Source organism: Pseudomonas sp. H11T01 (assembly GCF_048515765.1).
GTDB lineage: Bacteria > Pseudomonadota > Gammaproteobacteria > Pseudomonadales > Pseudomonadaceae > Aquipseudomonas.
In genome coordinates, this window is sequence record NZ_JBLYED010000034.1 from 57981 (window position 1) to 72456 (window position 14476).

At 60.5% G+C, this 14476-nt stretch carries 13 protein-coding genes; 8 read left to right on the forward strand and 5 right to left on the reverse strand.

Translation table 11 applies throughout. From position 1 onward, the window contains the following. Positions 1 to 127 precede the first annotated feature (127 nt). The 6 genes from ACN1C3_RS29530 (at position 128) to ACN1C3_RS29555 (ending at position 6768) form a co-directional block, all read left to right on the forward strand. Positions 128 to 1687 (forward strand): MBOAT family O-acyltransferase, encoded by a 1560-nt coding sequence (locus ACN1C3_RS29530; protein ID WP_419119246.1) that lies wholly within the window; start codon positions 128 to 130, stop codon positions 1685 to 1687. Positions 1688 to 1698: 11 nt separating this feature from the next. Continuing rightward, on the forward strand, positions 1699 to 2874 hold the full coding sequence (locus tag ACN1C3_RS29535) for an alginate O-acetyltransferase (RefSeq protein ID WP_419119247.1): 1176 nt from the start codon (positions 1699 to 1701) through the stop codon (positions 2872 to 2874). 14 nt (positions 2875 to 2888) lie between these two features. Continuing rightward, positions 2889 to 3554: an alginate O-acetyltransferase AlgF gene (locus ACN1C3_RS29540; RefSeq protein WP_419119248.1), complete on the forward strand. Its 666-nt coding sequence runs from the start codon at positions 2889 to 2891 to the stop codon at positions 3552 to 3554. A gap of 124 nt (positions 3555 to 3678) precedes the next feature. After that, complete coding sequence (locus tag ACN1C3_RS29545) at positions 3679 to 5130, forward strand: mannose-1-phosphate guanylyltransferase/mannose-6-phosphate isomerase (protein ID WP_419119249.1); 1452 nt, start codon at positions 3679 to 3681, stop codon at positions 5128 to 5130. Between the two features lie 312 nt (positions 5131 to 5442). Next, entirely contained in the window at positions 5443 to 5907 is a 465-nt protein-coding gene (locus tag ACN1C3_RS29550) for a multidrug transporter (protein WP_419119250.1), read from the forward strand. Positions 5908 to 5943: 36 nt separating this feature from the next. After that, entirely contained in the window at positions 5944 to 6768 is an 825-nt protein-coding gene (locus tag ACN1C3_RS29555; RefSeq protein ID WP_419119251.1) for an SDR family oxidoreductase, read from the forward strand. 64 nt (positions 6769 to 6832) lie between these two features. Here ACN1C3_RS29555 and ACN1C3_RS29560 read toward each other — a convergent pair whose 3' ends face one another. Further along, positions 6833 to 7714 (reverse strand): LysR substrate-binding domain-containing protein, encoded by an 882-nt coding sequence (locus ACN1C3_RS29560; protein WP_419119252.1) that lies wholly within the window; start codon positions 7712 to 7714, stop codon positions 6833 to 6835. A 110-nt stretch (positions 7715 to 7824) separates the two neighbouring features. Between ACN1C3_RS29560 and ACN1C3_RS29565 the strand changes: the two genes are divergently transcribed. Then, complete coding sequence (locus ACN1C3_RS29565; protein WP_419119253.1) at positions 7825 to 9054, forward strand: MFS transporter; 1230 nt, start codon at positions 7825 to 7827, stop codon at positions 9052 to 9054. Continuing rightward, positions 9051 to 9449: a DUF4440 domain-containing protein gene (locus tag ACN1C3_RS29570; protein WP_419119254.1), complete on the forward strand. Its 399-nt coding sequence runs from the start codon at positions 9051 to 9053 to the stop codon at positions 9447 to 9449. The genes ACN1C3_RS29565 and ACN1C3_RS29570 overlap by 4 nt, the downstream gene beginning before the upstream one ends. Positions 9450 to 9576: 127 nt before the next feature. On the opposite strand, the gene ACN1C3_RS29575 is transcribed toward ACN1C3_RS29570, so the two are convergent. From ACN1C3_RS29575 to ACN1C3_RS29590, 4 genes are read right to left on the reverse strand one after another with little or no spacing between them, the layout of a single operon-like run. Continuing rightward, positions 9577 to 10440, reverse strand: coding sequence for an efflux RND transporter periplasmic adaptor subunit (locus ACN1C3_RS29575; protein WP_419119255.1), 864 nt, complete (start codon positions 10438 to 10440; stop codon positions 9577 to 9579). Positions 10441 to 10450: 10 nt separating this feature from the next. Then, positions 10451 to 10651, reverse strand: a complete 201-nt coding sequence (locus ACN1C3_RS29580; protein ID WP_419119256.1) for a DUF1656 domain-containing protein — start codon at positions 10649 to 10651, stop codon at positions 10451 to 10453. Further along, positions 10641 to 12836 (reverse strand): FUSC family protein, encoded by a 2196-nt coding sequence (locus ACN1C3_RS29585; RefSeq protein WP_419119257.1) that lies wholly within the window; start codon positions 12834 to 12836, stop codon positions 10641 to 10643. Before ACN1C3_RS29585 ends, ACN1C3_RS29580 begins: the two co-directional genes overlap by 11 nt. 10 nt (positions 12837 to 12846) lie before the next feature. Continuing rightward, positions 12847 to 14358 (reverse strand): efflux transporter outer membrane subunit, encoded by a 1512-nt coding sequence (locus tag ACN1C3_RS29590; protein WP_419119259.1) that lies wholly within the window; start codon positions 14356 to 14358, stop codon positions 12847 to 12849. Positions 14359 to 14476 lie beyond the last annotated feature (118 nt).

The window sequence follows — 14476 nt, forward strand, 5'->3', positions numbered from 1 at the left end:
TGAATATTAGGCAGCCATCGCGAGCAAGCCCGCTCCCACACTGAATGTATTACAACTCTCCGGTTTTCACGGGGGGGTTTGGGGGGGCTCTGGCCCTTAACTGTTGGTTAAACATGGAGAGGTCGGGATGGTTTTCTCATCCAATGTGTTCCTGTTTTTGTTCTTGCCGATTTTTCTCGGCTTGTACTACATAAGCGGGCAACGCTATCGCAATCTGCTGCTGCTGATTGCCAGCTACGTGTTCTACGCCTGGTGGCGGGTGGACTTCCTTGCGTTGTTCGCCGGCGTCACCCTGTGGAACTACTGGATCGGCCTGAAAGTCGGCGCTGCCGGTGTGCGCACCAAACCCGCACAGCGCTGGCTGCTGCTCGGCGTGGCGGTGGACCTGTGCATCCTCGGTTACTTCAAGTACGCCAACTTCGGCGTGGACAGCATCAACGCGATGATGACGTCGGTCGGTCTTTCGCCGTTCATCCTGACTCACGTGCTGTTGCCAATCGGGATCTCGTTCTACATCTTCGAGTCCATCAGCTACATCATCGACGTCTACCGTGGCGATACCCCGGCGACCCGCAACCTGATCGACTTTGCGGCGTTCGTGGCAATCTTCCCGCACTTGATCGCCGGCCCGGTGTTGCGTTTCCGCGACCTGGCCGACCAGTTCAACAACCGCACCCACACCTTGGACAAGTTCTCCGAAGGTGCCACGCGGTTCATGCAGGGCTTCATCAAAAAGGTCTTCATCGCCGACACCCTGGCGGTCGTAGCCGACCATTGCTTCGCCCTGCAACACCCAACCACCGGTGATGCCTGGCTCGGCGCACTGGCTTACACCGCGCAGCTGTATTTCGACTTCTCCGGCTACAGCGACATGGCCATCGGCCTGGGCTTGATGATGGGTTTCCGCTTCATGGAAAACTTCAAACAGCCGTACATCAGCCAGTCGATCACCGAGTTCTGGCGTCGCTGGCACATCAGCCTCTCCACCTGGCTGCGTGACTACCTGTACATCACCCTGGGCGGTAACCGCAAAGGCACGCTGACCACCTACCGCAACCTGTTCCTGACCATGTTGCTCGGCGGTCTGTGGCACGGCGCGAACATCACTTACATCGTCTGGGGCGCCTGGCACGGCATGTGGCTGGCCATTGAAAAAGCCTTGGGCCTGAACACCTCAGCACACACTTTCAACCCGATCCGTTGGGCACTGACTTTCTTGCTGGTGGTGATGGGCTGGGTGATCTTCCGCTCCGAGAACCTGCACGTCGCCGGTCGTATGTACGGCGCCATGTTCAGCTTCAGCGAATGGTCGCTGTCGGAACTCAACCAAGCCAGCCTCACCGGCCTGCAAGTGGCAACCCTGGTGGTGGCGTATGCAACGTTGGCGTTCTTCGGCCTGCGGGACTTCTACACCAACCGGCCAAAAGCCAAACCGGCGCTCGACACCCAAGCCGATGGCCCTGCCGCCGCGCAACCGGGCCTGATCAAAGCCGTACCAGGTGATGCCGCTAACAGCATTCACCAACCGGGCTACATCGTCGGCACCGAGGCTCAAGTCCAACCGGCCTACTGGGTCGCGGACTGGCCACGCTACGCGATGCGCACCTTGATCCTGCTGATGTTCGTCGCTTCGATTCTCAAACTTTCGGCGCAAAGCTTCTCGCCGTTCCTTTACTTCCAGTTCTGAGGGAGCCGACCATGACCCGCTCATTACGCATCCTCTACATCGCGCTGTTTATGGCCGTGCTGCTCGCCTTGGGCGCTTGGTCAATGCGCAGTTTCTTCGGCTTCAGCACCAATGGCGAAGCAACCGTACTCAACGGTCGCTGGACCAAAGCCGTCGAGACTCACTACGACGACGAGTTTCCGATCAAACGCCTGGGCACCAATCTCTGGGCGGCGCTGGATTTCAAACTGTTCAACGAAGGTCGTCCGGGCGTTGTGCTCGGTCGCGATCAGTGGCTGTACAGCGATGAGGAATTCAACCCGATCGTCAACGAAGAACTGAACCTGCAAGGCAACTACGCGCTGGTCGAAGGCGTGCGCCAGACCTTGCAAAAGCGCGGCGTGAAACTGGTGATGGCGATTGTCCCGGCCAAGGTTCGCCTGTATCCGGAACACCTGGGCGATGTACGCCCCGCCAGCATCCACGCTGATCTGTACAAGGACTTCCACGCCCATGTCGCGGCAGACAAGATCCTCGCTCCCGACCTGCTCGGCCCGCTGCAACAGGCCAAGCAAAACGGTCAGCAAGTGTTCCTGCGCACCGACACCCACTGGACCCCGACCGGCGCCGATATCGCCGCCAAACAACTGGCCAGGGCGATTGCCGAGAAAGCCCCGCTCAGTGGCGCGCCGCAACGCTTTGTCACCGAAGCCGAAAAAACCGAACAGCACAAAGGCGACCTGACCCTGTTCCTGCCGCTGGACCCGCTGTTCAGCAACCTGATGCCACCGCAAGAGCCGCTGGAAAAACGCACCACTCGCGTGGCTGAAGACACGTCTGCCGGTGACGACGCCTTGTTCGCCGACAGCGAAGTCCCGGTGGCCCTGGTCGGTACCAGCTACAGCGCCAATCCCAACTGGAACTTCGTTGGTGCCTTGAAAGAGGCCCTGCAAAGCGACGTGGTCAATTACTCGGAAGACGGTCACGGCCCAATCCTGCCCATGCTCAGCTACCTGAAAAGCGATGCCTTCAAAGACAGTCCGCCACAAGTGCTGATCTGGGAATTCCCTGAACGATATCTGCCTGTGAACAACGAAATCGGCGACGCCGACCCGCAGTGGGTCGCAGAACTCAAAGAAGCCGGTGCTCGCCAACAAAACCTTGCAGCAAACACCAAATCCGAGACGCCCGATCGGGCGCAAAACTGAAAGAGGTACACCCAATGACTTTCACTACTACTCCTCGTCGTCTCGCTGTTCGCTCCTTGAAAGCAGTTGCCCTCGTTGCCGGCATCAGCCTGCTGTCGATGCAAGCCTGGGCCGGCGACGCCGCCCTCTACGGCCCAACCGCACCCAAAGGCTCAACCTTCGTGCGTATCTACAACGCCAGTAACCAGGAAGTCAGCGCCACGGTTGGCACCGCCAACCTCAGCGACGTCGCGCCGCTGGCCAGCAGTGACTTCAGCTTCATGCCCGGCGGCGACTACAGCGCCAAGGTCGGCAGCCAGACGCTGCCCGTAAAACTGGCCGGTGACCACTATTACACCCTGGTCAACAACGCCAGCGGCCAGCCACAACTGATCGAAGAACCGCCGTTCAAGAACAAGCAGAAAGCCCTGGTTCGCGTACAGAACCTCAGCGACAAACCCCTGACCCTGAAAACCGCTGACGGCAAAACCGAAGTGATCCCGACCGTGGCCGCCAAAGGCCGTGGCGAGCGTGAAATCAACCCGGTGAAAGTCAGCCTCGCCCTCTATGAAGGCGACAAAAAAGTCGGCGACGTGAAACCGGTCGCCATGGAGCGTGGTGAAGCTGCAGTGCTCTACGTCACCGGCAGCGGCAGCAGCCTGTCCCCAGTCTGGGTAAAACGCCCGGTCTCGACGCGCTAATCAATTTGCCTGATTAACGCTGTTCCCTGTGGGACCGAGGCGTCAATCGGATACGGAACAAAAACAAGAGTGAAACGACAGAACGCAGTAGCTCTGACCCATACGATTTTCAAGGAGAAACAACATGATTCCGGTGATCTTGTCAGGTGGTAGTGGCTCACGTCTTTGGCCGCTTTCGCGTAAGCAATTCCCCAAGCAATTCCTCGCCCTGACCGGCGAGCAAACGCTGTTCCAGCAGACCCTCGAGCGCCTGGTGTTCGACGGTATGGACACGCCGATCGTGGTCTGCAACAAGGAACACCGTTTCATCGTCAACGAGCAACTGAACAGCCGCAATCTCGACACCCAACGCATTCTGATGGAACCGTTCGGCCGCAACACTGCGCCGGCCGTGGCCCTGACCGCGATGATGCTGGTCAACGAAGGCCGCGACGAGTTGATGCTGGTGCTACCGGCCGACCACGTGCTTGAAGACCAGAAAGCGCTGCAGTGCGCACTGGCCCTGGCCACGGTGGCTGCGGAAAATGGCGAGATGGTGCTGTTCGGCGTACCGGCGACCAAACCGGAAACCGGCTACGGCTACATCAAGTCGACCAACGATTCGCTGCTGCCGGAAGGCGTTAGCCGCGTGTCGCACTTCGTCGAAAAACCTGACGTGAAACGTGCCACCGAGTTTGTTAACGCCGGCGGCTATTTCTGGAACAGCGGCATGTTCCTGTTCCGCGCCAGCCGCTTCCTGGAAGAGCTGAAAAAGCACGACCCGGACATCTACGACACCTGCCTGCTGACCCTGGAGCGCAGTGTCCAGGATGCTGACACCGTCGACATCGACGCAGCCACTTTCGCCTGCTGCCCGGACAACTCCATCGACTACGCGGTGATGGAGAAAACCCAGCGCGCCTGCGTCGTGCCGCTGACCGCCGGCTGGAGCGATGTCGGCTGCTGGGCGTCGCTGTGGGAGGTCAATGAAAAAGACGCCAATGGCAACGTCACCAAAGGCGACGTGGTGATCCAGGACAGCCGCAATTGCATGATCCATGGCAACGGCAAACTGGTGTCGGTGATCGGTCTGGAAAACATCGTCGTGGTCGAAACCAAAGACGCCATGATGATCGCCCACAAGGACAAGGTTCAGGGCGTCAAACAGATGGTCAACACGCTCAACGAACAAGGCCGCAGCGAAACCCAGACCCACTGCGAGGTCTACCGGCCATGGGGTTCCTATGACTCGGTGGACATGGGCGGCCGCTTCCAGGTCAAGCGCATCTCGGTCAAACCGGGCGCGTGCCTGTCCTTGCAGATGCACCACCACCGCGCCGAACACTGGATCGTGGTCAGCGGCACCGCCGAAGTGACCTGCGACGAAAACGTGTTCCTGCTCACTGAAAACCAGTCGACCTACATCCCGATCGCCTCGGTCCACCGCTTGCGCAACCCGGGCAAGATCGCCCTGGAAATCATCGAAGTGCAATCGGGCAGCTACCTGGGCGAAGACGATATCGAGCGTTTTGAAGATATCTACGGTCGCTCCAACCCAATCGAACGCGGCGTATCGGTGAAAACCATCGCGCAGTGATTGATCGGTAATACCGCTAGACAAAGAGCCCCCGCTCCGCCGACTGCGTCCCCATCCGCAGTCGGTGGGTCGGGGGCTTTTTTTGTTCCCGAATTGCATGCTGGATAATTGTGTTGGCCGGTAGGCCCCATCGCGAGCAAGCCCGCTCCCACATTAAATTTGCGTTGTGTACAAAATTGCGACCAACGCGGATCTAGTGTGGGAGCGGGCTTGCTCGCGATGGGGCCCGAGAATTCACCGCAGATTTTCGCCCATGGTCAATCGCACCTACGCTTGGGTAGGATGGTCTCTTCACTTCCCGAGGTTTGCCTCATGTTCATCGGCGTCCTGCTGGTTATTACCTGGCTGATTCTATTGCTGCGTTATCCGGACAAAGCCTTGCCGGTGTCGCTGGCGGCGGCGATTGGGCTGGGTCTGGTGGCGGTGTGGGTGGTCTGGCTGGACAACCGCGAACTCAAGCAACTGGCACGGCTGGAGTTGCGCATCACTTATGCGCCCGAGCACTGCCCGGCAGACCGTCCGCTGCAATTGAAAATGAGCAATGGCAACGACGTGCCGCTGACCGAACTGCGTTGGCGAATCGCCGCCTATGCGCCCGGCGACACGGTAAACCTCGCGGAAAATCTCTATGCGGCCCCGCGCTACCGTGGCCCCGGCGAACTGCAAGCCGGCGCCTTGTGGGAAGACTGCTTGCCCCTGCCACCGCTGCGTCCCGGTTATCGCCCGCAATCCCTGGAGTTTCGCGCCGAGCATTTGCAAGGTAGTTTCTCCGACTGATCCACCACCTTTCCCCTCTTGCACAAGGACCGCGCCATGCCCCTCGCGTTAATCACCGGTTGTTCCAGCGGTATCGGCCGTGCGCTGGCTGATGTTTTCAAAACTGCCGGTTACGAGGTCTGGGCAACTGCGCGCAAGGCGGATGATGTGGCGGTGTTGGCCACCTCCGGGTTCACCGCGGTGCAACTGGATGTCAACGATGGGCCGGCACTGGAAGCGTTGAGCGAACGCATCAACCAGCAACATGGCGGCCTGGATGTGCTGATCAATAACGCCGGCTACGGCGCCATGGGGCCATTGCTCGATGGGGGTGTGGAAGCGATGCAGCGCCAGTTCGAAACCAATGTGTTCGCGGTGGTCGGCGTAACTCGCGCGATGTTTGCGGTGCTGCGTCGTGCCAAGGGGCTGGTGGTGAACATCGGCAGCGTCTCCGGGGTTTTGGTCACGCCATTTGCCGGCGCCTACTGCGCCTCGAAAGCCGCCGTGCATGCCTTGAGCGATGTCTTGCGCATGGAACTGGCGCCATTCGGCGTCCGGGTCATGGAAGTCCAGCCGGGTGCCATCGCGTCCAGCTTCGCGAAGAATGCCGGCCATGAGGCTGAGCAACTGATCACCGAGCAATCACCATGGTGGCCGCTACGCGAAGGCATTCGTGCCCGGGCTAAAGCCTCCCAGGACAACCCGACACCGGCCAGCAAGTTTGCGGCTGATTTGCTCAAGGCTGTGCAACAGAGCAAACCACCGCGCTTGCTGCGTTTGGGCAACGGCAGCCGGGCGATGCCGTTGTTGGTGGCGTTGGTACCGAAGGGCTTGTTGGAATCGGGGTTGATGAAGCGGTTTGGGTTGAGCGGACAGCTCTAAGACCGCGTCGACACTATCGCGAGCAAGCGATGGCGACAGATCAGGCACCAAATGTTCAACCTGGCTAATCCAGACCCTTCATAAAATCAATAAACGCCCGCACCTTCATCGGCAGGTGCCGCGTGTCGGGGTACAGCGCGTAAACGCCTTGGCGGGTGAAGGGGTGGTCGGGCAACAAACGTTGCAGCGCTCCCGAATCGAGGTCTTCCTGAATCAGCCATTGCGGCAGGATCGCCACGCCGTGTCCGCAGACTGCGAGCGCGCGCAAGGTCGCCGAGTTGTCGGCGACGATAGTGATTTCCCCCGGTATCGGCAGGTACAGATGCTCTGCCCCGCGGGCATCGGTGACCGTCAGCTCCGGCACCCTCGCGTGGCCAAGTTTTGGTAACGTCGCCAGCGCTTCCAGCGTGCTGACCGGCCCATGACGAGCGACCAGCGAAGGCGCCGCTACGGCGAAAATTTCGAAGGTCGACAACTGCACCGCGCGCAGATTGGAGTCGAGTAAACGGCCCAGGCGAATCGCCAGATCGAAGCGCTCGGAAATCAGGTCGGCGTGGGTCGATGACGTCGACAGATGAATATTCAGCAACGGATGCTGCTGACGAAACGCTTCCAGCGCCGGCACCACGCTGGCGACTGCGTATTCCACGGTCGTGGTGATACGCAAGGTGCCGCGCAGCTGGGTATGTTCCGAACGCGCCTCTTCGATGGCCAGCCGCGCTTCGTCCAGCGTGCGCAGGCAGCGCTGGTAAAAGCGCTCGCCGGCATCGGTCAGCGCCAGTTGACGGGTGTTGCGGGTCAGCAAGGTGACGCCGAGTTCCGCCTCCAGGCGCTTGAGGTTGAAGCTCACCACCGCTCGAGTCTGACCGAGCAAATCGGCGGCGGCCGTCAGCGATCCGGCCTCGACCACAGCTTTGAAGGTGTCGAATCGATCAAGACTGACCATGAATGCGCTGACCTTTTGTCAAAATATTTTTGACAAACTAGCAGCCAAACCAGCGTTTCTCCAGCACTCAAAACGCCCTACCCTACGCCTCTGTCTATCCGGAGGCTGCCATGGCCTATCGCTCAAAAGTCACCCTTGTGTACCTGCTGGGATTTGCCCTCGACCTGTTGAACATGTTTGTCGCGAACATCGCCTACCCGCAGATTGCGCTGGAACTGCAGGCCTCGGTCACTCAGTTGGCGTGGATCAGCAATGCCTACATGCTCGGGCTGACGCTGATCATTCCATTGAGCGTATGGCTGGCCGAGCGTCTGGGTGAGCGGCGTTTGATCATCGGCTCGCTCGGGCTGTTTGCCGTCTTCTCCTTGCTGGTCGCGCAGGCGGGCTCTATCGATACATTGATCGGCTGGCGCTTGCTGCAAGGACTCAGTGGTGGACTGTTGATCCCGATTGGTCAGGCGTTGGCCTATCGTCACTGCCCGCCAGCGGAGCGTAGTCGCTTGACCACGTGGGTAATGCTGGTGGCGTTGCTGGTGCCGGCATTGGCGCCCGCAGCGGGCGGTCTGATCGTGCAGGCTTTGTCCTGGCGCTGGGTGTTCTACGCCAACCTGCCACTGACATTGCTGGCGCTATTGCTCGCGGTACTGTGGCTAAAAACCGAGGCAGCGGTGCAGGGTCGTCCGACAGGTGAAGGCCGCGCAATGCTGCTCGACCTACAACTGCTGAAAAGCCCCTCGCTGCGATTGGCGATGCTGGTGTATCTGCTGGTTCCCGGCGTGTTCATCGGCACCAGCCTGATCGCGGTGTTGTTCCTGCATCAACTGGGCTTCGGTGCGGCGCAAACCGGCGCATTGATGTTGCCTTGGGCGGTGGGTTCAGGCATCGCCATTGCCATCGGCAAACGCGGTTTCAACCGGTTCGGGCCTAAACCATTGCTGATCATCGGCATGCTATTGCAGAGCCTTGGTCTGGTATTGCTGATATTCATCGATAAGCCGCAAGGGCTGCGGCCGATGAGTGCTTACGCCTTGATGGGGCTGGGCGGCAGCCTGTGCAGCAGCTGCGCGCAAACCCTGGCATTCGTCGACGTACACGCTGATCGCATGAGCCACGCCAGCGCCCTGTGGAACATCAATCGGCAATTGAGTTTTTGCCTCGGCGCGGCGTTTTTAAGTGCCCTGCTGGCGGCGCTGGGCGCGCAATCGCCACTGGCCTTCGAACGCTGCTTTATGGTCGCCGCACTCCTGACACTGCTACCGATACTGGTCGTGCTGCGTTTCGATGCACGCAAGGTATTGGCACTTGTTACCTCGCCTTCACCGCTAAAGGAAACCGCATGACTGACTACAACGACTATTTTGAAGAAGTGATCCAGGCGCATATCGCCATTGAACAATGGTTTGCCGGAACAGCGTCGGATGGCGCGCTGGAATTGTTACTGGAGCGCTTCTCGCCGCAGTTTTCGATGGTGACACCGGGCGGTAAACAGCTGGATTTCTATGCGTTGAGTGCGTTGTTTAAACAGGCTGGCGCAAAGAAGCCAGGCTTCAAAATTCACCTCAGCGAACTACGAGGACTCGCTCTGCACGCTCACGGCGCAACCGTCAGCTATCGCGAACAGCAGATCGACGGGACGGGTGTGCGAACCGAGCGGTTGTCCACGGTGGTCTTTGAAAAACAGGCGTCCGGCGCGCTGCTGTGGCGGCATTTGCAGGAGACGTTTTGCGAGGGGTGACGAGATCGCTCCCACGCTCTGCGTGGTAGCGCGCCGCCCTGGACGCTCTGCGTCCGCTGCTGTGAGGCGGAGCGTCACGGGATGCATTCCTTTGCTGCGCGTGGGAACGATCATCTCGGTCTGCGAGTTATTCCTCGCCTTCCTGCTTCACCACCACGGTGCAGGTAATCCCCGCCGCCAGCAGCACGCCGTCCGGCACTTCGTCGATGTGGATGCGCACCGGCACCCGTTGTGCCAGGCGCACCCAGTTGAAGGTCGGGTTGACGTCGGCGATCAGTTCGCGGCTTTCAGGGTTGTCGCGGTCGTAGATGCCGCGAGAAATACTTTCCACATGACCCTTGAGCACTTCGCCGCTCATCAACTGCATGTCGGCTTTGTCGCCGACCCGCACGTGGGGCAGTTTGGTTTCTTCGAAAAAGCCATAAACCCAGAACGAATTCATGTCGACCACGGCCATTTTCGCTTCGCCGATGCGCGCGTAGTCGCCGCGATGGACGTTGAGGTTGGTGACATAACCATCCACCGCCGCCAGCACTTGCGTACGTTTAAGGTTCAGCTCGGCCGCTTCCAGCTGAGCTTGCGCGTGTTGGTAATCGGCCAGGGCCGAGTCGGCGATGTTGCTGGCGTCGTCACGGTTTTCTTTGGAGATCACCAGGCTGTCCATGTCGGCGCGACGATGGGCGTTGACCTTACGCATCTCCCAGGTGGCTTTGCGTGAGGCCACCAGCGACTGCGCCTGTTTCACCGCGATCTGGTAATGCTCGGGATCGATCTGCATCAGCAAGTCGCCCTTTTTCACCAATTGGTTGTCGCGCACCGGGACGTTGACCACTTCGCCGGTGACGTCGGCCGCCACATTGATGATGTCGGCGCGCACCCGGCCGTCGCGGGTCCAGGGCGTGTTCATGTAGTGCACCCAAAGGGTCCGGCCGATCCACAGGGCGAGGGCCAGCACGAGCAAGGTGGCGAGCAGGCTGAAGAGCTTTTTCATCAGGTCGTTCTCAACGGTAAACAGTGAGCGCCAAGGCGCCGAAGATGCAGGTGAACAGGCTCAGGCGCAGCAACGCCGGGTGCCAGAAAAAACGGTACAGATCCAGGCCTGCCAAAAACCGGTCCAGGGCCCAGGCTAGAGCCGCTGCGATAAAAAACATCAGGGTCATGGTTGGCATGTACACGCCGTGGAAGGCGATCTCACGAGGCATGTTTTAGTCCTTGGGGCTCGGCGGTTGCTGCGAACGCCGCCAGCGGTGATTGCGGGTCGAGTAACGAGGTGCGGATGAAATGCAGGTAGCTCTTCACCCGACGCAGGGCCGAGGTATCGAAGTGCGGTGCGAAAGGTTCGTCGGTGGCTTGCACCCGACTGATGGCATGGTCGACCGCGATCAAACTGCGTTCGAGATTGCTTTGGCTCGGCTGAATAAACAGCCGCACCAACGAGCGGCCCATAACGCGGATCGCCTGGCGCCAAGGCTGGGATTCGGCGTAGGCCGGGTGCACCGGTAGAATCGCCTGTTCCTTGCGCAACTCGATGATCGCGTGGCCGACTTCCAGCACCACGAGCATCCAGCGCAGCAGATTGCGCTGCACCTGCGGTTGCCCGGCGGCCAGGCCATAGGCTTGGTGCAACAAATCCCGCGTGCGACTTTCGAAGCTCGAACCAAGCCCCTTGAGCTTGCCGCTGATCGCATACACCACTTGCCCGCGCAAATCCTGTTCCAGCCGACGCCATAACCAGCGGCTGTTGGGCGGCAGGATGATTGCCCCGGCGGCGGCGCATACCAGCATGCCGATGACCATGGCGATGTAGTCGTTGATAAAGGCGTAGGGGTTGTAGACGGTCAGGTTGTCGGGCACCGATCCGGTGCTGAAAAAGATCAGCAAACCCAGGCCAACCCCGGCGTATTGCGGCCGTGATGAGAGGAACGAACCGCACACAATCACCGGCGCCAACATCACGCAGAGCAAGGGGAAACCGTCGATCCAGGGAAAGACGAAGAACATCTCGACGAAGCCCACCAACGCACCGATCAAGGTGCCGCAGGCCATCTGAAACGCCATGCGTTTGGGATTCGGTGTGGCGGCGGACAGGCCGACCGTAGCGGCGGCGATCAGGGTCATGGTGGCGCCGCTGGGCCAGGCAGTGGCCACCCAATAACTGCCGAGCACCACCAGAATGAACGCCGCACGAATCCCCGAGGCTGCTGAAGCCAGCCAGTTGGTTTGCGGTGTGTAGGGTTCGTCCCATTGCTCGCGTTGGTGGCTGTGTTCGGCCAGCGAGGCGTGGGTCTGTGCATAACTGTGCAGGTCGTCGACGAAGCGATAGAGCAACTCATACGCGGTATGGAAATCCAGCTGCTCCGCGTCGCTCGGGTCGCTCTCCTGGAAGATCGTCCGCAGACTGCGCACCTGCATAGGCAAACCTTCTTTATACGTCGCCAACTGCGTGGCCAGGCGGGCCGCATCGGCGCTGGTCAGTGCCCGGCCGGAAAAGCCGTCGAGTACTTCGGCCAGGTCCTGCAAACCGGGTTTGATTGCCGCCACCACCTGCTCGGTCCCGCTGCTGCGCAAACGCTCGAGCAATTGGTGCAAGGCGTTGAAGCGGGTGGTGATGCCCATGAATTCGCTGTTCAACCGACTGAGTCGGCCGTTGCGCCGTCGCATGTGCGGGTCTTCAAATACGGTGACACTGCGCAGCCCTTCCAGGCCGACCGCCTCAGCGATAAAGCGCACGTTGCTGTTTTCGAACGCATCGCGCTGGCTGCGACTGCGCAGGCCATCGGTGACGAACAGTGCGAACACGCCAAAGCGATGATACAGCGCATTGCGCATCGCCGCACTGGCGGTTTGCGGGAGGATCGAAGCGCTGACCAGCGTCGCACAGAGAATCCCCAGGGAGATTTCCAGCACCCGCCACACCGCGGCCAAAAACGCGCTATCGGGATGGGCCAACGCCGGTAAACCGATCATCGCCGCGGTGTAACCGGCCAGCACAAAACCGTAGGCGCGAAAGTTGCGATAGCGCGCCGCGCCGGCCGAGCAGATGCCGACCCAGATCGCCAGCGAGCCGAGGAACAGTTCTGTGTTCTGCGCAAACAAGGCGATCAGCGCGACCATCACCACTGACCCGGCCAATGTGCCGAGGAAGCGGTAGAAGCTCTTGGCGAACACCTGGCCGCTCTGCGGCTGCATCACGATAAACACCGTGATCATCGCCGTGCGCGGTTGCGGCAGCTCCAGGCGCATGGCCAGCCACAGGGTCAGAAAGGCTGCGATCAACACCTTGAAGATATAGACCCAGGTCACGCCATCGCTGCGTGCCCAGTCGAAAAAACCACGGCGCCATTCAAGGGAATACAGCCAACGCAGCGGTGCAGGTAAGGGAGTCATGAAATCCTGCTCAATGATTGAGGGCTTGGAGAATGGCCGGGGTTTTCGGTGCCTGGGTCTGGTTGTCTTTTGGCACATCGTTGCCCGCGCCCAATCCACCACCCAATGCCGTCACCAGTTCGGCGTGGGCACTGAGACGTGCGGCCTGAACCTGCTGCTGAACTTGCTGTTGCTTGAACAACAGGCTCTGGGCGTTGAGCACATTGAGGTAGTCGGTGAATCCGCGCTGGTAGGCGATCATCGCGATGTCGTAGGTCTTTTGCGCGGTGGCCACCGACTCGGCGGCGAAGCCTTGCTGCTTGTCCATGGACTCGCGGCGGATCAACTGATCGGAGATGCTTTTCAGCGCATTGACCAAGGTCTGATTGTATTTGGCCACGGCGATGTCATAACCGGCCGAGGCTTCACCCAGCTCCGAGCGCAAACGGCCGCCGTCAAAAATCGGCAGGGAGATCGCCGGGCCGACGCTGTAGTTGAGCTTCTTGCCCGTCAGGAACTCCAGCGCGCCACCGCCGGTGGCCATAAAGCCAAGGCTGCCGACCAGATCGACATTGGGGTAGAAACCGGCGTGGGCGACATCGATGCCACGGGCCTGGGCCGCCACTTGCCAACGACTGGCGACCACGTCTGGGCGTTGACCGAGCAATTGCGCCGGCAGTGACGAAGGCAGTTTCAGCGCCGCACCCAACGACAGGGTCGGCCGTTGCAGCTGCGCGCCCTCCCCCGGGCCTTTGCCTGCGAGGGCGGCGAGCTGGTTACGGCTCAGGGCGATTTCTTCGTCCAGCGCGTCCAGTTGCCGATGGGTTTCCGGCAACGGGGTCTGGGCCTGGCTGACTTCGAAATGCGTGCCGATGCCGCCGTTCAGACGCTTTTGCGCCAGGTCGAGGATCTGCTGTTGCTGCTTCAGGGTCGCGTCGACGATATCCCGCTGAGCGTAATGCAGGGACAGCTGGATATAGGCGCGAACGACGTTGTTTTGCAGTTCGAGCTGGGCCATGCGCGCTTCGGCGGCGCTCATGTGGGCCATGTCCACGGCGCGCTCGGTGGCATTGCTTTCGCGGCCCCAGAGGTCGAGGGCATAGCTGAAGCCCAGCGCGGCATTGTTGTCCCAGGTGGTGGTATTGGCCAGTTCACCGGGGCCATAGAACTGGTCGGTGGGCCAGTTGTGGCGCTTGAGCGTGGAGTCGCCATGGATCTGCAACGACTCGGCCGATTCGGCAATCCCGGCCATCGCCCGGGCCTGGCGCACCCTCGCGGCGGCCATGGCCATGCTTGGGCTGCCTTGCACGGCGAGGTCGATCCAACGGTTCAGTTGCGGGTCGCCATAGGCCTGCCACCACTGGGCGGACGGCCAGTGAGCATCCTGCGCGGCGCTCTGGATCGCCTCGTCGGTGGCCAATGCGTTGGCAGCGAGTGTCTTGCCTTGGGGGGCAATTCCTCCGGTCCCGATGCAGCCGCTGATTGCTAACGATAAAGCCCAAACACTGAGAGTCTTCAGCTCTCTGCTGATGCGACGCGGCACTGCTGCAATTTCCTGATATAGGGGGAGGTACGAGATCCTGTGGGAGCGGGCTTGCTCGCGATGGCCACCGCGGTGTGCCTGAATGACCGCGGTGATGCCATCGCGAGCAAGCCCGCTC